The sequence below is a fragment of the Streptomyces sp. NPDC096046 genome (assembly GCF_040303285.1).
Classification (GTDB): Bacteria; Actinomycetota; Actinomycetes; order Streptomycetales; family Streptomycetaceae; genus Streptomyces.
In genome coordinates this window covers 150386-168481 of sequence record NZ_JBEOSZ010000005.1, presented here as the reverse complement: position 1 = coordinate 168481, position 18096 = coordinate 150386, and the positions used below count along the sequence as shown (strand labels likewise).

The window sequence follows — 18096 nt, the reverse complement described above, 5'->3', positions numbered from 1 at the left end:
TCGGCCGGCTCCGCGCTGCCTGTCATGGTCTCCCCCGTCGTCCGCCGGTCGATCGCCGGTCGACCGCCGGTCATCTGCCGAACAGTTCGAACGCCACCGCCGGGCGGCCCCCGAACCGCTCCCCGGTCGCTTCGGCGTGCTGCGTCAGGAAGCCGCGCACGTACGTCTCCGGGTCCTCGTCGGTCAACACCTCGATGTAGGTGCGGTGTTCCAGCAGGGAGCGCACCGCCCGTTCCATCCCGGGTGTCGCGTCGACGGCGTGGGTGGGGGTGCTGGAACCGGCGACGGCCACCCAGCGCACTCCGTCCCACGGGTCGAGGCCCTGCTCGACGAGCTCGGGGAAGATCCACCGGTTGCCGGCGTCGCCGGCCGCGTCGAGGGTGGCCCGGCCCACGGCCACGTGGTCCGGGGTGTTCCAGGCGACGCCGCCCCAGGTGTCGCGGTGGTTGAGGGTGATGACCAGCTCGGGCTTGTGCCGGCGGATCGCCGCGGCGATGTCGCGGCGCAGCGCGGTGCCGTACTCGACGACGCCGTCCCGGTGGTCGAGGAACTCCACCTCCGACACCCCGACCACCGCCGCGCTCGCCCGCTGCTCCCGCTCGCGCAGCGGCCCGCACCGCTCGGGCTCCAGGGTGTCGATGCCCGCCTCGCCCCGGGTCGCGAGCACGTAGGCGACCTCGCGGCCCTCGTCGGTCCAGGCCGCGATCGCCGCCGAGCAGCCGTACTCGAGGTCGTCCGGGTGGGCCACGACCGCGAGGGCACGCCGCCAGTCGCCGGGCATGGGCTGGAGTTGAGTGGTCGTCATGTCCACAGACTAAATCGCGCCACCGACGTCACCACGGCTCCGGCGCGGCATCACTCCTCGCCCCGGACCAGCGCGAGCAGCCGGTCGAGGACGCGGGGGCCGCCGGTGCGCACGCCGTCGTGCTCGAACTCGTCCGTGATCCAGGTGCGCAGGCCCCGGATCGCGCGGGCGGTGCGCAGGGAGTGGGCCGTGTCGACGTACATGTCGTCGTGGTAGACCGCCGCCACCACCGGCACGGTGTTGGCGGCGAGGCGGGCGGGGTCGTACAGGGGCGTCCAGCCGGTGCGGGCGGCGAGCAGGTCGGCGGTCTCGCGCAGCGGGCGCAGCGCCGGGTCGCAGTCGAACATCCAGGGGTGAATCGATTCTCCGGTGAAGAGCAGCGGTTCGTCGCCCGCGAGTGCCTTGGCGGCGTCGAACTGCGGGAACTCGGCGCGGACCCGGTCGGCCGACCATGCGGTGGGCCGGGCGTCCTGGCCGTAGATCGACTCGTGGATCAGGGCGTACAGCGGGTGTCGGGCGTAGGAGAGCATGGCCTGGACCTGCTCCTGGAACCCGTCGGAGAGTGTGAGGCCCTGCGGGGTGCGGACGAAGGCGTTCTCCAGGAGGTAGTGCAGGCGGTGGGTGCCGTCGCCGGTCCCGAGGACGATGCCGAGGGACTGGAAGGCCTCGACGGTCAGCCGGTAGCCGTTCGGCAGGACCACGTCATGGGTGAGCAGGTGGTCGGCGATGCGGCGGGCACGCTCGGCGTCCTGCGGGTAACGGGCGTAGTGGGCGGCGACCTTGCGTTCGATGCGCGAGAAGGCGGCCCGGTAGACGTCGTCGGCGTGGGCGTCGAGGGAGGGCAGACCGCCGGTGATCACGGCGGTGGCCAGTCCCTCCGGGGCCAGGGACAGATAGGTGGTCGCGCAGAAGCCGCCGAAGCTCTGCCCGAGGACGGTCCAGGGCTTGCCGCCGGTGACCTGCGCGCGGATGGCCTCGCAGTCGCCGACGATGGCGTCGGCGCGGAAGTGCGTGAGGTAGTCGGCCTGCTCGGCGGGGCCGCCGCGCAGCGGGAGCGTCTGCCGGTTGGCGGGCGTGCTGTGGCCGGTGCCGCGCTGGTCGAGAAGCAGGACGCGGTACTCCTTCAGGGCCCTGCCCAGCCAGCCGGGCCGGCCGACGGACCGGTCGGCGCCGAATCCGGGGCCGCCCTGGAGGTAGAGCAGCCATGGCAGGTCCTGGTGCGTCTTGTCGCTGGCGACGACCTCGCGGGCGTACAGCTCGATCGTCTCGCTCTCGGGCCGGTCGTGGTCCAGGGGGACGGTGAAGCGGCGGTCGGTGAGGACGACTCCGGGCTGGCGGTAGCTGAGGGACAACAGGGCTCCCGGGACGGACGAATGTACTGGCCGCGTCCCAGTTCATCACAGGGAACGTCCGGGCGGAGGCCCTTCGGATCATGAGATCCCGCTGAACGGCGGTTCAGGCTCAGCGCGCGGACAGACTGGAGCGGCGCACCACCAGTTCGGGCTGGAGGACGACCCGCCGGTGCTCGTGCGGTCGCGCCGCGCCCTCCTCCTCCGTCTCCTCCAGGAGCAGGTCGGCCGCCATGGCGCCCATGGTGACGGCGGGCTGTCGTACCGAGGTGAGGGGGACGGCAGCGGCGGCGGCGAACTCGATGTCGTCGTAGCCGACGATGGCCAGGTCGTCGGGGACGCCGACACCGGCCGCGTACATGGCCTGCAGGACGCCGAGGGCGAGCAGGTCGTTGGCGCAGAACACGGCGGTGGGCCGGTCGGCGAGGCCGAGCAGCCGGGCCCCGGCGTCCCGGCCCGCGGCGACGTCCAGCCGCTCGGTGGGCAGCTCGCGCAGCGCGTCGGGGCCGAGCCCGGCCTCGGCGAGTGCTTCGAGGGCGCCGGTGCGCCGGTCACGGACCTGGTTGAGGCCGGGCGGGCCGCTGACGTAGGCGAGGGAGCGGTGCCCGGCGTCGACGAGGTGGCGTACCGCGAGGGCGCCGCCCGCCACGTCGTCGACGGAGACCGAGCACTCCGTGGTGCCCTCGGCGACCCGGTCGACCAGCACGAACGGGATGCCGTGCCGGCGGAACGCCTCGATGTTGCGGCCGGTCGCGTCGGCCGGGGTGAGCAGCACACCGCGCACCCGCTGCTCGGCGAAGAGCGACAGGTACTCGGCCTCCTCACCCGGGCTCTGGGCGCTGTTGCAGACCATCACGCCGAGTCCGGCCTGCCGGGCGGCGCGCTCGGCGCCACGCGCGACGTCGACGAAGAAGGGGTTGCCCATGTCGAGGACGAGCAGCCCCATGATGCGGCTGCGGCCCGCGCGAAGCTGGCGCGCGGACTCGCTGCGGACGTATCCGAGCCGGTCTATCGCGGACAGCACCCGGGCCCGGGTCTCGGTCGCGACCGTGTCCGGGCGGTTGATCACGTTCGAGACCGTGCCGACGGAGACTCCGGCGACGCGGGCGACGTCCTTGATACCCACCGACTGGACCATCGGGCAGGGACCTCCAGGAGGGGGACGGGGGCGGCGGCCGGAGCGGCATCACATTACCGGCATGCCGCCCCGGCAACCGGATGCGGTCAGGCGGGCAGGCGGAAGTCCGTCACGTGCAGCGCCGAGGGCGTCGTACCACTGGACTTCTCCTGGTACATGAAGGACAGCACCCCGTCCTGCGCGACCCGCGTCTCGTCGATGACGACCTCGCCGAAGGCGTTGAGACCGCTTCCGTCGAACAGGATCCTCCAGTCCGTGTACCCGGAGGCGGCGGACGCCCCGGCGATCCGGCCGAACGGGAAGATCGCGTACGCGTTGTCGTACTTGTCCAGGATCAGCTTGGTGCGCTGGCTGGAGTTCAGCGGGACCGGGATCTCGGTCTTCTGCCAGGTGCCGGAGGCGTTCTTGCGGACGTGGAAGGCGCGGCCGTTGGCGGTGCGGTTGGCCACGTAGTTCGTGGTGCACTGGCCGAAGCGGCCCGGGACGTAGGAGATGATCGCGTGCGGCCGGCCCGCGGAGTCGGTGAACTGGCTCTCCTGGTTCATCAGGGAGTGGTCGGGGTTGAGCGGGTCGACCACCAGGCCCGCGTCGGTCACGGACACCTTGTCGGAGCCTCCGGTGACGCCCACGACGGCGCCGGCGTTGTTGCGCCAGGTGCGGCCCCGGTCGTCGGAGTAGACGTAGCCGGTGTCGTGGTTGGTGATGCCGCCGCCGTTGCACATCACGGCGCCGTTCTGCTCGCGCCAGGTGAAGAAGGAGTGCAGCCGGCCGTTGCGGTCGTAGTCGATGCCGTGCAGATACATGTTGCGGGCCGTCGAGGAGCCGTGCTCGCTGGTGTACGTGCCAGTGGAGGAGGACCACTCGCCGAGGTCGGTCCACCTGGTGCCGTCGTACTCGGCGAGGGCGTTGCGGCCGTTGCCGGAGACGGCGACGCGGTAGCTCAGCTGGAGTCTGCCGTCGGGTGTGGAGACGAACTGCGGGTAGGTGAACTGCGAGGTCAGGGCGAGTCCGTCGAGGGTGGACTGGGGTGCGCCGAAGCGGCTCGCGGTCCAGCTCAGGCCGCCGGGGTTGTCCATCAGTCCGGCGACGGACTTGACGTACGTGAAGCCGTCGCTGTGGGAGTCCATGTTGAGATGCAGCCGGCCGTCGGCCTTGGAGACGCCCATGGAGATGACGTTGTGCGAGTCGTTGTAGCGAAGGGTGTGGCCGACCCTCACGGTGGACCAGGTGCTCGCGCCCAGGGCGCGGCGGCCGACGACGGCGTTGCGGTCGGCGGTGTACCAGGCGGCGTACTGGTGGCCCTTGTAGGTGAGCAGGCCGTTCTTCTGGAACGCGTTGTTGTTGACCAGCCCGTCGTAGGACACGAAGAAGAGGGCCCGGCCGTCGAGGGTGGTGGTGCCGATCCGGGTGACCGCCGGGCCGGGGTCGGCGGCCCGCGCCGTGCCGGAGGTGAGGGCGGGGGTCACCACTGCTCCCGCGAGGGCGGCGGCCAGCAAGGTACGTCTGTGCATCTCGTGGACTCCATCGTCATGCGAGGTGGAAAACTTCCGTGAGCGGTTTCATGGCCTCGTCGGGCCGGGCGCCGTCCAGTGACTCGAAGAACGGTGCCATCTCCGCCTGCCAGCGGGCGTTGACGTCGGTGGCTTCCATTCCGGCCTGGGCGGCCGCGAAGTCCTCGGTCTCGAGGTAGCCGACGAGCAGTCCGTCCTCGCGCAGGAAGAGCGAGTAGTTGTGCCAGCCGGTCTCCGAGAGCGCCTGGAGCATCTCGGGCCACACGGCGGCGTGCCGCTCGCGGTACTCGTCGAGGCGCTCCGCCCGGACCTTCAGCAGGAAGCACACGCGCTGCATCAACATCCCTCCGTAGACTAGAAGTTGAACTGGTCGATGTTCTCGGCGTCGAACACGGTCGGCTTGCCGAGGCTGATCACGCCGTCCTTGCCGATGGTGTACTCGCCCATGGCGCCGGCCTTGAAGGTCTCGCCCTCCTTGCCGGTGATCTGCCCGGAGGACAGGGCGACGGCGGTGCGGGCGGCCAGTTCGCCGAGCTTGGCCGGGTCCCACAGCTCGAACGCCTCGACGGTGCCGTTCTTGACGTACTTGCGCATGTCGTTGGGGGTGCCGAGGCCGGTCAGCTTAACCTTGCCCTTGTACTTGGAGCCCGACAGGTACTGGGCGGCGGCCTTGATGCCGACGGTGGTCGGGGAGATGATCCCCTTCAGGTCCGGGTACTCCTGGAGCAGGCCCTGGGTCTGCTGGAAGGACTGCTGGGCGTCGTCGTTGCCGTACGCGACCTTCACCAGCTTCATGTTCTTGTACTCGGGCTTCTTCAGCTCGTCCTTCATGAAGTCGATCCAGGTGTTCTGGTTCGTCGCCGTCTGCGCGGCGGACAGGATCGCGATCTCGCCCTTGTAGCCGATCTGCTTGGCGAGCAGCTGCACCTCGGTGCGGCCCAGGTCCTCGGCGGAGGCCTGCGAGACGAAGGCGTTGCGGCAGTCGGGCGTGGTGTCGGAGTCGTAGGTGACGACCTTGATGTCGTTCTTCATGGCCTGCTTGAGCGCGGTGCACAGGGCGCCCGGGTCCTGCGCGGACACGGCCATCGCGTCGACCTGCTGCTGGGTGAGCGTGTTGACGTAGGAGACCTGTCCGGCGGTGTCGGTCGCGCTGGAGGGCCCGACCTCCTTGTAGCTGGAGCCCAGCTCCTTCAGCGCCTTCTCGCCGCCCTTGTCGGCGCTGGTGAAGTACGGGTTGTTGACCTGCTTGGGCAGGAACCCGACGGTGAGGCCCTTCTTGGTGGCGGCGTTCGGGTCGGCCTTGCCGGCGGTGGCGGCCGAGGCGCCCTCGTTCGCGACGTCCTTCTTGGTGGTGCCGCCGCAGGCGGTGAGCGCGAGCGCGAGTGAGGTGGCGGTGGCGAGGGCCGCGCAGGAGCGGCGGAGGGTGGACTTGCGCATGTCGATGATCCTTTACGAGGAGGGCTGGGTTACGAGGTGGGAGTGGAGGCGGCTCTGCGACCCGCCCTCGCGGTGGAGATCTGCCGTACGACCCGGGGGCCGAGTACCGACAGGACGAGCAGGACGCCCGTGACGACGATCTGGGACTGGGCGGAGACGTCCTGGAGGCTCATCACGTTCTGGAGCGCGCCGAGGAGGAACACCCCGGCGATCGCGCCGCCGAGCGTGCCCTTGCCGCCGTCGAAGTCGATGCCGCCGAGCAGGACGGCGGCCACGACGGACAGTTCGAGGCCGGTGGCGTTGTCGTAGCGGGCGCTGGCGTAGTGCAGCGCCCAGAAGACGCCGGTCAGTGAGGCCATCAGACCGGTCAGGGTGAACAGGATCAGCTTCTGCCGCTTCACCCGGATGCCGGCGAAGCGCGCGGCCTCCTCGCTCGCGCCGATCGCGAACAGCGACCGGCCGAACGGCGTGGCGTGCAGGGCGACCACGGCGATGGCGAGCAGGACGAGGAACGGCAGCAGGGCGTACGGGATGAACGTCTCGCCGATGCGCCCGGCCGCGAAGTCGAGGTACTGCGTCGGGAAGTCGGTCACCGCGTCGGAGCCGAGCACGATCTGCGCGATGCCCCGGTAGGCGGCGAGGGTGCCGATGGTGACGGCGAGGGACGGCAGCCCCAGCCTGGTCACCAGGAGCCCGTTGATCAGCCCGCACACGACGCCGAGCAGCAGGCAGATCGGAATGATCGTCTCGATGGTCATGCCCTGGTTCCACAGGGCGCCCATGACCGCGCCGGACAGACCGGCCGTGGAGGCGACCGACAGGTCGATCTCACCGGAGACGACGAGCAGGGTCATCGGCAGCGCGATCAGCGCGATCGGCAGCGTACTGCCGATCAGGAACGACAGGTTGAACGCGTTGCCGAACCCGTCGACGAAACCGAAGGAGAACAGCAGCACCACGACGAGCAGGGCGCCGACGGCCGAATCCCACCTCTTCAGGCCGGACCAGCGGACCGCTCGGCTCGGGGAGATGTCAGCCATGGCGGGCGTTCCTCTTCTTCAGGGCGGAGGCCACGCGCAGCGCGACGACCCGGTCGACCGCGATCGCGAGGATGAGCAGGATGCCGTTGATCGCGAGCACCCAGACGGAGCTGACACCGAGGGCGGGCAGCACGCTGTTGATGGAGGTCAGCAGCAGCGCGCCGAGGGCTGCGCCGTAGACGCTGCCGGAGCCGCCGGTGAAGACGACGCCACCGACCACGACCGCGCTGACGACGGTCAGTTCGTAGCCGCTGCCGGTGCCGGAGTCGACGTTGCCGAACCGGGCGAGGTACATCGCGCCGGCGAGTCCGGCGAGGGCGCCGCAGAAGGTGTACGCGGCGAGGATCCGCTTGCGTACGGGGATGCCGGCGAGGCGGGCGGCCTCCGGGTTGGAGCCGAGCGCGTAGAGCTCGCGGCCGCTGCCGAAGTGCTTGAGGTAGTAGGCGGTGGCGACGAGGACCGCCAGGGCGATCAGGGCCAGGTACGGCACCGCCGAGATGCCGCCCGAGCCGAAGTCGACGAATCCGCCGGGCAGATCGGCCGCGGTGATCTGACGTGAGCCGACCCAGATGGAGTCGATGCCGCGGATGATGTAGAGCGTGCCGAGGGTGACGACGAGCGCGGGCACCTGGCCGAGGCTGACGAGCAGTCCGTTGAGCAGTCCGAAGCCGATGCCGAGCAGCACGGCCAGGGCGATCGCCACGACCGGGTTGCCGCCGCCCTGGAGGTAGACGCCGGCGGCGAACGCGCTGATGCCGAGCGTGGATCCGACGGACAGGTCGACGTTGCGGGTGATGACGACGAGGGACTGGCCGGTGGCGACCAGGACCAGGATGGTCGCGTTCAGCAGCAGGTCCTTGACGCCCTGTTCGGACAGGAACTCGCTGTTGCCGGCCTGGGTGACGGCGATCATCACCAGGAAGACGAGCAGGATGGCGAGTTCGCGCATCTTGAAGACGCGGTCGACCAGCCGGGTGCCGCTCGACTCGGGCACATCGGCCACGGGAGCCTCTTGCGGAGTGACGACCGTCATGCGGCGGCCCTCCCGGTGGCTGCGGCCATCACGGTTTCCTCGGTGGCGTCGGAGCGGGGGATCTCGGCGGTGAGGCGGCCCTCGTGCATCACCAGCACGCGGTCGGCCATGCCGAGGATCTCGGGCAGGTCGGAGGAGATCATCAGCACGGCCACGCCGTCGGCGGCCAGCTGGGACAGCAGCCGGTGCACCTCGGCCTTGGTGCCGACGTCGATGCCGCGGGTCGGCTCGTCGACGATCAGCACCTTCGGGCCGGTGGCCAGCCACTTGGCGAGCACGACCTTCTGCTGGTTGCCGCCGGAGAGCGTGTTGACCGTGTCGGCGATCCGGGCGTACTTCACCTGGAGCCTGACGGCCCAGTCGAGGGAGCGGCTGCGTTCGGCGCCGCGGTCCATGAGCCCGGCCCTCACGGTCGTGCGGAGACCGGTGAGGCCGATGTTCCGCTCGATGGACATGTCCATCACCAGGCCCTGGGCGCGCCGGTCCTCGGGGACCAGGGCGAGTCCGGCGGCCATGGCGGTGGAGGGCGCGCCGTTGACCAGCGCCTTGCCCTGGACGGACACCTCACCGGCGTCCCAGCGGTCGATGCCGAAGACCGCCCGGGCGACCTCGGTGCGCCCGGCGCCGACGAGTCCGGCCAGGCCGACGATCTCGCCGTGCCGGACGTCGAAGGAGACGTCGGTGAAGACGCCCTCGCGGGTCAGCCGGCGCACGCTCAGGGCGACCTCGCCGGGCTGCACGTCCTGCTTGGGGTAGAGCTCGTCGAGTTCACGGCCGACCATGCGGCGCACGAGGTCCTCCTCGGTCATGCCCTCCAGCGGCTCGCTGGCGATCCGGGCGCCGTCGCGCAGGGTGGTGACCCGCCGGCAGATCTCGAAGATCTCCTCCAGCCGGTGGGAGATGAACAGCACGGCTGCGCCCTGGTCGCGCAGGGTGCGGACGACGCCGAAGAGCCGGGCGACCTCGCTGCCGGTGAGGGCGGCGGTGGGCTCGTCCATGATCAGGACCCGGGCGTCGAAGGAGAGGGCCTTGGCGATCTCCACGATCTGCTGGTCGGCGATGGACAGTCCGCGGGCGGGACGGTCGGGGTCGAGTTCGACCCCGAGGCGCTTCATCAGCTCGGCGGTCGCGCGGTGGGTGGCCTTGTGGTCGATGCGGCCGAGGGCGCGGCGTGGCCGGCGGCCCATGTAGATGTTCTCGGCGATCGACAGGTCGGGGAAGAGCGTGGGCTCCTGGTAGATCACGGCGATGCCGGCGTCGCGGGCGTCGCCGGGGCCGTGGAAGGCGACGGGCGCGCCGTCGAGCAGCACCTGGCCGGCGTCCGGGCGGTGCACGCCGGCGAGCGTCTTGATGAGGGTGGACTTGCCGGCACCGTTCTCACCGGCGAGTGCGTGCACCTCCCCGGGGAACAGCTCCAGGGAGACGTCCCGCAGTGCGCGGACCGCGCCGAAGGACTTGGAGACGTCCTTCAGCGCGAGAACCGGGGCCGGACCCGTGGTGGACGGGTGGGTCATGAGGGCTCCTCGACGACGCCGGCGGGTCGGCCCTCTCGGCGTCGTGAAAGGTTTCAACTGGGTTGCCGGGACGTTAGGCGGCTCGCGTATGTCGCGTCAATGGGTTCCGGTCGAAAATGTTTCGAGGACGCGAGGTGCGTCCGCGTCACGGGAAAGCGTGTGGGCCGGAGGGGTTGACACCCCTTCGGGGGGCCCATAGCTTCGCGTCCTGAATCGTTTCATTCAGTGGTCGTCACGACCCGATGGCACAGGAGCCTGACGTGACCGAGCTCGCCGCGGCGAAGGCCGCTCTCAAGACACAGGCCGTCGAGACGCCGTCGTGGGCGTACGGGAACTCGGGCACACGGTTCAAGGTGTTCGCACAGCAGGGCGTGCCGCGCACCCCGTTCGAGAAGCTGGACGACGCGGCGAAGGTCCACGAGTTCACCGGGGTCGCGCCCACGGTGGCCCTGCACATTCCGTGGGACCGGGTCGAGGACTACGCGGCGCTGGCGAAGCATGCCGAGCAGCAGGGCGTGCGGCTCGGGGCGATCAACTCCAACACCTTCCAGGACGACGACTACAAACTCGGGAGCATCTGCCATCCGGAGGCTTCCGTGCGGCGGAAGGCCGTGGATCATCTGCTGGAGTGCGTCGACATCATGGATGCGACGGGCTCGACGGATCTGAAGCTGTGGTTCGCCGACGGGACGAACTATCCCGGGCAGGACGACATCCGTGGTCGGCAGGACCGGCTGGCCGAGGGGCTGGCCGAGGTCTACGAGCGGCTCGGGGACGGGCAGCGGATGCTGCTGGAGTACAAGTTCTTCGAGCCCGCCTTCTACACGACGGATGTGCCGGACTGGGGAACCGCCTACGCCCACTGCCTGAAGCTCGGGCCGAAGGCGCAGGTCGTCGTCGACACGGGGCATCACGCGCCGGGAACCAACATCGAGTTCATCGTGGCGACCCTGCTGCGCGAGGGGAAGCTCGGCGGTTTCGACTTCAACTCGCGGTTCTACGCGGATGACGACCTGATGGTCGGGGCCGCCGATCCGTTCCAGCTCTTCCGGATCATGTACGAGGTCGTGCGGGGCGGTGGGCTCTCGCCCGACGTCGCCTTCATGCTCGACCAGTGCCACAACATCGAGGCGAAGATCCCGGCGATCATCCGATCGGTGATGAACGTCCAGGAGGCCACGGCCAAGGCGCTGCTGGTCGATGGTGACGCGTTGGCCGCGGCGCAGCGGGCGGGCGACGTGCTGGAGGCGAACGCCGTGGTGATGGACGCGTACAACACGGACGTGCGGCCTCTGCTGCGTGAGGTGCGCGAGGAGATGGGGCTGGACCCCGAGCCGCTCGCCGCGTACCGGCGGTCCGGGTGGGCCGAGCAGATCGTCGCCGAGCGGGTCGGTGGGCAGCAGGCCGGCTGGGGGGCGTGAGCGTCTGCCGGGTTCTGTTCTCTGCGGGGTGCGCGCCGCATGTGGCTGGTCGCGCCCCGCGGCGGAGCCGCTGATCAGCGCCGCCCCGCGCCCCGAAGAAGGCACCTTCCTGCCCTCCCCCTCTCTCTTCTGAAAAGGAACCGTTCATGTCTGTCCATCCCGAAGCTGCCGCTCTGCTGGCCCGGTCGCACCGGCTCGGCTCCGATCCCCGGAACACCAACTACGCGGGGGGCAACGCCTCCGCCAAGGGCACCGAGACCGACCCTGTCACCGGTGGGGACGTCGAGCTGATGTGGGTCAAGGGGTCCGGCGGCGACCTCGGGACGCTGACCGAGGCGGGGCTGGCCGTGCTCCGGCTCGACCGGATGCGGGCGCTCGTCGACGTGTATCCGGGAGTCGAGCGCGAGGACGAGATGGTCGCCGCCTTCGACTACTGCCTGCACGGGAAGGGCGGGGCCGCTCCCTCCATCGACACCGCGATGCACGGGCTGGTCGAGGCCGCGCACGTCGATCATCTGCACCCGGACTCGGGGATCGCGCTCGCCTGCGCCGCCGACGGGGAGAAGCTGACCGCGGAGTGCTTCGGGGACAGTGTGGTGTGGGTGCCGTGGCGGCGGCCCGGGTTCCAGCTCGGGCTGGACATCGCCGCCGTGAAGAAGGCCAACCCACAGGCCGTCGGGTGCGTTCTCGGCGGACACGGGATCACCGCCTGGGGTGACACCTCCGAGGAGTGCGAGCGGAACTCGCTGCACATCATCCGGACCGCCGAGACGTTCCTCGCCGAGCGGGGCAAGCCCGAGCCCTTCGGTCCGGTGATCGAGGGGTACGCCGCGCTGGGCGCCGCCGAGCGGCGCGAGCGGGCCGCCGCCCTCGCGCCGTACGTGCGCGCCCTCACCTCCCGGGACCGGCCCCAGGTGGGGCATTACAACGACTCCGAGGTCGTGCTCGACTTCCTCGCGAGGGCGGAGCACCCGCGTCTGGCCGCGCTCGGCACCTCCTGCCCCGACCACTTCCTGCGCACCAAGGTCCGCCCGCTGGTGCTGGACCTGCCGCCGACCGCTCCGCTCGACGAGGCGATCGCCCGGCTGAAGGAGCTGCACGCCGAGTACCGCGCGGAGTACGCCGCCTACTACCGGCGGCACGCCGAGCCGGACTCCCCCGCCATGCGGGGCGCCGACCCGGCGATCGTGCTGGTACCGGGCGTGGGCATGTTCTCCTTCGGCAAGGACAAGCAGACCGCCCGGGTCGCGGGCGAGTTCTACGTCAACGCCGTCAACGTGATGCGCGGGGCCGAGGCCGTCTCCGCCTATGCGCCGATCGAGGAGTCCGAGAAGTTCCGGATCGAGTACTGGGCGCTGGAGGAGGCCAAGCTCCAGCGGATGCCGAAGCCCAAGGCGCTGGCGACCCGGGTGGCGCTGGTGACCGGTGCCGGCAGCGGGATCGGCAAGGCCATCGCCCACCGGCTCGTCGCCGAGGGGGCGTGCGTGGTCGTCGCCGACCTCGACGCGGAGAACGCCCGGGCCGTCGCCGAGGAACTGGGCGGGTCCGACAAGGCCGTCGCCGTGACGGTGGACGTCACGTCCGAGGAGCAGATCGCCGAGGCGTTCCGGGCGGCCGTGCTGGCCTTCGGCGGAGTGGACCTCGTCGTCAACAACGCCGGCATCTCGATCTCCAAGCCGCTGCTGGAGACCTCCGCCAAGGACTGGGACCTCCAGCACGACATCATGGCGCGCGGGTCCTTCCTGGTGTCGCGGGAAGCGGCGCGCGTGATGATCGCCCAGGAACTGGGCGGTGACCTCGTCTACATCGCCTCGAAGAACGCCGTGTTCGCCGGTCCCCACAACATCGCCTACTCCGCCACCAAGGCCGACCAGGCCCACCAGGTGCGGCTGCTCGCCGCCGAGCTGGGCGAGCACGGCATCCGGGTCAACGGGGTCAACCCGGACGGTGTCGTGCGCGGCTCGGGGATCTTCGCCGGCGGGTGGGGCGCCCAGCGGGCCGCCGTGTACGGGGTGGAGGAGGAGAAGCTGGGTGAGTTCTACGCGCAGCGGACCATCCTCAAGCGGGAGGTGCTCCCCGAGCACGTCGCGAACGCGGTCTTCGCGCTGACCGGCGGGGACCTGACCCACACCACCGGTCTGCACATCCCGGTCGACGCCGGCGTCGCGGCCGCCTTCCTGCGATGAGCGCGGCGGTGAGGTCCTACGCCGCGGTCGACCTCGGCGCGTCCAGCGGGCGCGTCATGGTCGGCCGCGTCGGCCCGGACAGCCTGGAGCTGGCCGAGGCGCACCGCTTCCCCAACCGGCCGGTCCGGGTGCCCGAGGGGCTGCGGTGGGACGTGCTCGGGCTGTACGCCGGGGTACTGGACGGGCTGAAGGCGGCGGGGCGGGTCGACTCCGTCGGCATCGACAGCTGGGCCGTGGACTACGGACTGCTCGACGCGGACGGGGCGCTGCTCGGCAACCCCGTGCACTACCGGGACTCTCGAACGGAAGGGGTCGCGGAGAAGGTGTGGGCGACCGTGCCCGCGCGGGAGCTGTACGCCGCGACCGGGTTGCAGTACGCGCCCTTCAACACCCTGTACCAGCTGACCGCCGCGCGATCGACGGCTCAGTTCGCCCAGGCCCGGCGGTTGCTGCTGATGCCCGATCTGCTGACGTACTGGCTCACCGGCGAGCAGGGCACCGAGCTCACCAACGCCTCCACGACCCAGCTGATCGATCCGCGCACCCGCGACTGGGCGTACGACGTCGCGGAGCGCCTCGGGATCGACCTCGGGCTGTTCGCGCCGCTGCGGCAGCCCGGCGACACTGCGGGACTGCTGCGCCCCGAGGTGCTGGAGACCACCGGGCTCACCGGCCCCGTGCCGGTGACGGCCGTCGGGTCGCACGACACCGCCTCGGCGGTCGCCGCGGTACCGGCGTCGGGCGAACGGTTCGCCTACATCTGCACGGGCACCTGGTCCCTGGCCGGTGTGGAGCTGGAGGCGCCGGTACTGACCGAGGAGAGCCGGGCGGCCAACTTCACCAACGAACTGGGCCTGGACGGCACGGTCCGCTATCTGCGCAACATCATGGGGCTCTGGCTGCTGCAGGAGTGCGTACGGGCCTGGGGCGAGACGGATCTGGGCTCGCTGCTGCTGGAGGCGTCCAGGGTGGAGGCGCTGCGGTCGGTGGTGGACGCGGGCGACGCGGCGTTCCTCGCGCCGGGGCGGATGCCCGAGCGGATCGCCGAGGCCTGCCGGGTCTCGGGGCAGCACGTGCCCGAGTCGCCGGCCGAGGTGACGCGCTGCATCCTCGACTCCCTCGCCCTGGCGCACCGCAAGGCCGTCGAGGACGCCCAGCGGCTCGCCGGGCACGCGGTCGACGTCGTGCATGTCGTCGGGGGCGGTACGCGCAACGCGCTGCTGTGCCAGCTGACCGCCGACGCCTGCGGGCTGCCGGTGGTGGCCGGGCCGACCGAGGCCGCCGCCCTCGGGAACGTGCTGGTGCAGGCACGCGCGCATGGACCGGCCGGCGACCTTGCGGGGATGCGGCGGCTGCTCGTGCGCACACAGCCGCTCACACGGTACGAGCCGCGCGGCGGGACCGGGCGGTGGCGCGCCGCGCAGGACCGGCTCGCCGGTCACTGACGGGCCTCCCCCGCGCCTCGTCCCCTTGCCGCTCCCCCACTACGCTGACCGCGTGTGGGAGGGGCCGCTAACATTCGTCCGACGACCGACCACAAGGAGCCGCGATGCGTGTCGCCCTGTTCCTGACCTGCGTCAACGACACGCTCTATCCGGACACCGGGCGCGCCGTGGTGAAACTGCTGACCAGGCTGGGTGTCGACGTCGACTTCCCGATGGCGCAGACCTGCTGCGGGCAGGCGCACTACAACACCGGATACCGTCACGAGGCGGAGCCGCTCGCCCGGCATTTCTCCGATGTCTTCGGCTCGTACGAGGCGATCGTGACGCCGTCCGGGTCGTGCGGGGCGATGGTGCGGGAGCTGTATCCGCGGATGGGCGAGCGGGCCCGGGCCGAGGGGCGTGGGGGCTCCCTGGCCGCCACGCTCGCCCCGGTGGCACCCAAGACGTACGAGCTCACGGAGTTCCTGGTCGACGTGCTGGGCGTGACGGACGTCGGGGCCTACTACCCGCACAAGGTGACCTACCATCCGACCTGCCACGGCCTGCGCGGGCTGGGCCTCGGCGACCGGCCCAGGCGACTGCTCCAGGCCGTGAAGGGGCTGGAGCTGGCCGAGCTGCCGGGGGCCGACGAGTGCTGCGGGTTCGGCGGCACCTTCGCGCTGAAGAACGCCGACGTCTCGGCCGCGATGGGCGCGGACAAGGTGCGCAACGCCGAGTCGACGGGCGCCGAGGTGCTGTGCGCGGCCGACAACTCCTGCCTGATGCACATCGGCGGGACGATGGCTCGGCTGCGGACCGGCATGCGGCCGGTGCACATCGCGGAGATCCTGGCGAGCACGGAGGAGGAACCGGCCGTATGAGCGGGACGTATCTCGGCATGCCGGCGTTTCCGGAGGCGGCGCGCGAGGCCGTGGCGAACCCGACCCTGCGCGGTAATCTGCGGCACGCCACCCACACCATCCGCGCCAAACGGGCGAAGGCCGTCACGGAGGTGTCCGACTGGGCCGAGCTGCGTGAGGCGGGCAAGCGGATCAAGGACCACGCGCTGCGCCATCTGGACCGCTACCTGGAGCAGTTGGAGGAGTCGGTCACGGCCGCGGGCGGCGTCGTGCACTGGGCCGCCGACGCGGCCGAGGCCAACGACATCGTGACCCGGCTCGTGAAGATGACCGGCGAGTCGGAGGTCGTCAAGGTCAAGTCGATGGCCACGCAGGAGATCGGTCTGAACGAAGCGCTGGAGGCCGAGGGCATCCGTGCCTACGAGACCGATCTCGCCGAGCTGATCGTGCAGTTGGGCAAGGACCGGCCCTCCCACATCCTGGTGCCGGCCATCCACCGCAACCGGGGCGAGATCCGGGACATCTTCCGTGCCGAGATGAGCGAGTGGGGCCGCCCCGCCCCCGAGGGCCTCACCGACACGCCCGCCGAACTCGCCGAGGCGGCCCGGCTGCACCTGCGGGAGAAGTTCCTGCGCGCCAAGGTCGGCGTCTCCGGCGCCAACTTCATGGTCGCCGAGACGGGCACGCTCGTGGTCGTGGAGTCCGAGGGCAACGGGCGGATGTGCCTGACGCTGCCCGAGACGCTGATCTCGGTCGTGGGCATCGAGAAGATCGTGCCGACGTGGCGGGACCTGGAGGTGTTCCTGCAGACCCTCCCCCGCTCCTCGACCGCCGAGCGCATGAACCCGTACACGTCGACCTGGACCGGCACGACCGACGGGGACGGGCCGAGCACCTTCCATCTGGTGCTGCTGGACAACGGCCGCACCGACACCCTCGCCGACGAGGTCGGCCGGCAGGCTCTGCGCTGCATCCGCTGCTCGGCCTGCCTGAACGTGTGCCCGGTGTACGAACGGGCCGGCGGCCACGCCTACGGCTCGGTGTACCCGGGGCCGATCGGCGCGATCCTCAGTCCCCAACTGCGCGGCACGGCCAGCGAGATCGACGCCTCGCTGCCGTACGCGTCCTCGCTGTGCGGCGCGTGCTACGAGGTGTGCCCGGTCGCCATCGACATCCCCGAGGTGCTGGTGCATCTGCGGGAACGGGTCGTGCAGGGCGGTGAGGTCACGCGGGAGGGCAACAAGGTGGTGCTGCGGCCCGCGAAGGGGCATGCCGCCGAGCGCGCGGCGATGCGGGCGGCCCGTTGGGCGTTCACCCACCCCGGCGCGCTGCGCACCGGCCAGCGCGCCGCCTCCCGCACACGCCGCTTCCATCCCCGTACGCTGCCCGGCCCCGGCCGGGCCTGGAGCGGGACCCGGGAGCTGCCGCCGGTGCCCGCCGAGCCGTTCCGGGACTGGTGGCAGCGCACGCGCGACGGAGAGGACGGGGCGAAGTGAACAGCAGGGAAAGGATCCTGGGCCGGGTACGGCGCGCACTGGCGGACGTACCGCGGAACGACGCCCCGTATGAGCGGGCGGTGCCGCGTGACTATGTGCGGGAGCACGGGGACCGCGGTGCCGAGCAGACCGTCGAACTGCTCGCCGAGAACCTGGCGGACTACCGGGCCCTCGTGCACCGCACGGACGCCGGTGGTCTGGCCGCCCTGATCGCGGGGCTGCTGGACAAACGCGGGGCGACTTCGGTGCTCGTGCCGCCGGGACTGGACGAGGCGTGGCTCGCGGCGACCGGTGTGACGCGGGTGGCGGACCGGGCGGAGAGCACTCCGGGCGAACTGGACCGGGTGGACAGTGTGGTGACGGCCTGTGCGGTCGCGATCGCCGAGACCGGCACCCTCGTACTGGACGGCTCGCCCGACCAGGGCCGCCGCCGGATCACCCTCGTCCCGGACCACCACATCTGCGTCGTGCGGGTGCCGGACCAGGTGGTCTCCTCCGTGCCGCGGGGACTCGAACGCCTTGCCCCGGCCCGCCCGTTGACCTGGATCTCCGGGCCGTCGGCGACCAGTGACATCGAGCTGGACCGGGTCGAGGGGGTGCACGGTCCGCGCACGCTGGAGGTGGTGCTGGTGCGTCAGGGCAGGATCGAGTCGACGTAGCCGCCGTCGCCCGCGGGGCACCGCCCGTGGCCGCCGGGGGCCGGTCGGAGGCGAGGCAGACGACCATGCCGGCGATCTCCTCCGGCCAGAGGGCCTCGTTCCGAGGGCAAGGGGTGGGACAGGTGGAAGGGGCGTTGTCTTTCGGGGGCAGGCATCCGGCCTCCGGGAAAGCTCAGGGTTCGTCCCCGATGGTCCGCGCCCTGGTGTGCTCCTACGCTCGCCG

At 71.1% G+C, this 18096-nt stretch carries 15 protein-coding genes; 6 read left to right on the top strand and 9 right to left on the bottom strand.

Annotation, left to right across the window (positions count from 1 at the left end):
* Positions 1-70: 70 nt before the first annotated feature.
* The 9 genes from ABTX62_RS06825 to ABTX62_RS06785 all read right to left on the bottom strand — a co-directional run bounded on the left by ABTX62_RS06825 (position 71) and on the right by ABTX62_RS06785 (position 9827).
* Entirely contained in the window at positions 71-805 is a 735-nt protein-coding gene (locus tag ABTX62_RS06825; protein ID WP_352115179.1) for a PIG-L deacetylase family protein, read from the bottom strand.
* A gap of 50 nt (positions 806-855) precedes the next feature.
* The gene (locus ABTX62_RS06820; RefSeq protein WP_352115178.1) at positions 856-2157 is read right to left on the bottom strand and encodes an alpha/beta fold hydrolase; all 1302 of its coding nucleotides are present in this window, start codon (positions 2155-2157) and stop codon (positions 856-858) included.
* Between the two features lie 109 nt (positions 2158-2266).
* The gene (locus ABTX62_RS06815; RefSeq protein WP_352115177.1) at positions 2267-3292 is read right to left on the bottom strand and encodes a LacI family DNA-binding transcriptional regulator; all 1026 of its coding nucleotides are present in this window, start codon (positions 3290-3292) and stop codon (positions 2267-2269) included.
* An 86-nt stretch (positions 3293-3378) separates the two neighbouring features.
* On the bottom strand, positions 3379-4803 hold the full coding sequence (locus ABTX62_RS06810; RefSeq protein ID WP_352115176.1) for a BNR repeat-containing protein: 1425 nt from the start codon (positions 4801-4803) through the stop codon (positions 3379-3381).
* 16 nt (positions 4804-4819) lie between these two features.
* Entirely contained in the window at positions 4820-5140 is a 321-nt protein-coding gene (locus ABTX62_RS06805) for an L-rhamnose mutarotase (protein ID WP_062930800.1), read from the bottom strand.
* 17 nt (positions 5141-5157) lie between these two features.
* Entirely contained in the window at positions 5158-6240 is a 1083-nt protein-coding gene (rhaS, locus tag ABTX62_RS06800) for a rhamnose ABC transporter substrate-binding protein (protein ID WP_352115175.1), read from the bottom strand.
* Between the two features lie 29 nt (positions 6241-6269).
* Positions 6270-7280 (bottom strand): ABC transporter permease, encoded by a 1011-nt coding sequence (locus tag ABTX62_RS06795; RefSeq protein WP_352115174.1) that lies wholly within the window; start codon positions 7278-7280, stop codon positions 6270-6272.
* On the bottom strand, positions 7273-8313 hold the full coding sequence (locus ABTX62_RS06790) for an ABC transporter permease (protein WP_352115173.1): 1041 nt from the start codon (positions 8311-8313) through the stop codon (positions 7273-7275). The genes ABTX62_RS06795 and ABTX62_RS06790 overlap by 8 nt, the downstream gene beginning before the upstream one ends.
* A complete protein-coding gene (locus ABTX62_RS06785; protein ID WP_352115172.1) occupies positions 8310-9827 on the bottom strand; it encodes a sugar ABC transporter ATP-binding protein in 1518 nt (505 codons plus the stop codon). Before ABTX62_RS06785 ends, ABTX62_RS06790 begins: the two co-directional genes overlap by 4 nt.
* A 260-nt stretch (positions 9828-10087) precedes the next feature.
* Here ABTX62_RS06785 and rhaI point away from each other — a divergent pair, with 260 nt between their 5' ends.
* From rhaI to ABTX62_RS06755, 6 genes are all read left to right on the top strand, one after another.
* Positions 10088-11248 (top strand): L-rhamnose isomerase, encoded by a 1161-nt coding sequence (rhaI, locus tag ABTX62_RS06780; RefSeq protein WP_352115171.1) that lies wholly within the window; start codon positions 10088-10090, stop codon positions 11246-11248.
* A 146-nt stretch (positions 11249-11394) separates the two neighbouring features.
* Positions 11395-13434, top strand: coding sequence for a bifunctional aldolase/short-chain dehydrogenase (locus ABTX62_RS06775; protein WP_352115170.1), 2040 nt, complete (start codon positions 11395-11397; stop codon positions 13432-13434).
* Positions 13431-14879, top strand: coding sequence for a rhamnulokinase (locus ABTX62_RS06770; RefSeq protein WP_352115169.1), 1449 nt, complete (start codon positions 13431-13433; stop codon positions 14877-14879). The genes ABTX62_RS06775 and ABTX62_RS06770 overlap by 4 nt, the downstream gene beginning before the upstream one ends.
* Before the next feature lie 104 nt (positions 14880-14983).
* Positions 14984-15739: a (Fe-S)-binding protein gene (locus tag ABTX62_RS06765; RefSeq protein WP_352115168.1), complete on the top strand. Its 756-nt coding sequence runs from the start codon at positions 14984-14986 to the stop codon at positions 15737-15739.
* Positions 15736-17214 carry a LutB/LldF family L-lactate oxidation iron-sulfur protein gene (locus ABTX62_RS06760; RefSeq protein WP_352115167.1) on the top strand — a complete coding sequence of 493 codons (1479 nt, stop codon included), beginning with the start codon at positions 15736-15738 and terminating at the stop codon, positions 17212-17214. The genes ABTX62_RS06765 and ABTX62_RS06760 overlap by 4 nt, the downstream gene beginning before the upstream one ends.
* Positions 17211-17873, top strand: coding sequence for a LutC/YkgG family protein (locus ABTX62_RS06755; RefSeq protein ID WP_352115166.1), 663 nt, complete (start codon positions 17211-17213; stop codon positions 17871-17873). The genes ABTX62_RS06760 and ABTX62_RS06755 overlap by 4 nt, the downstream gene beginning before the upstream one ends.
* The last annotated feature ends 223 nt before the right edge of the window (positions 17874-18096 follow it).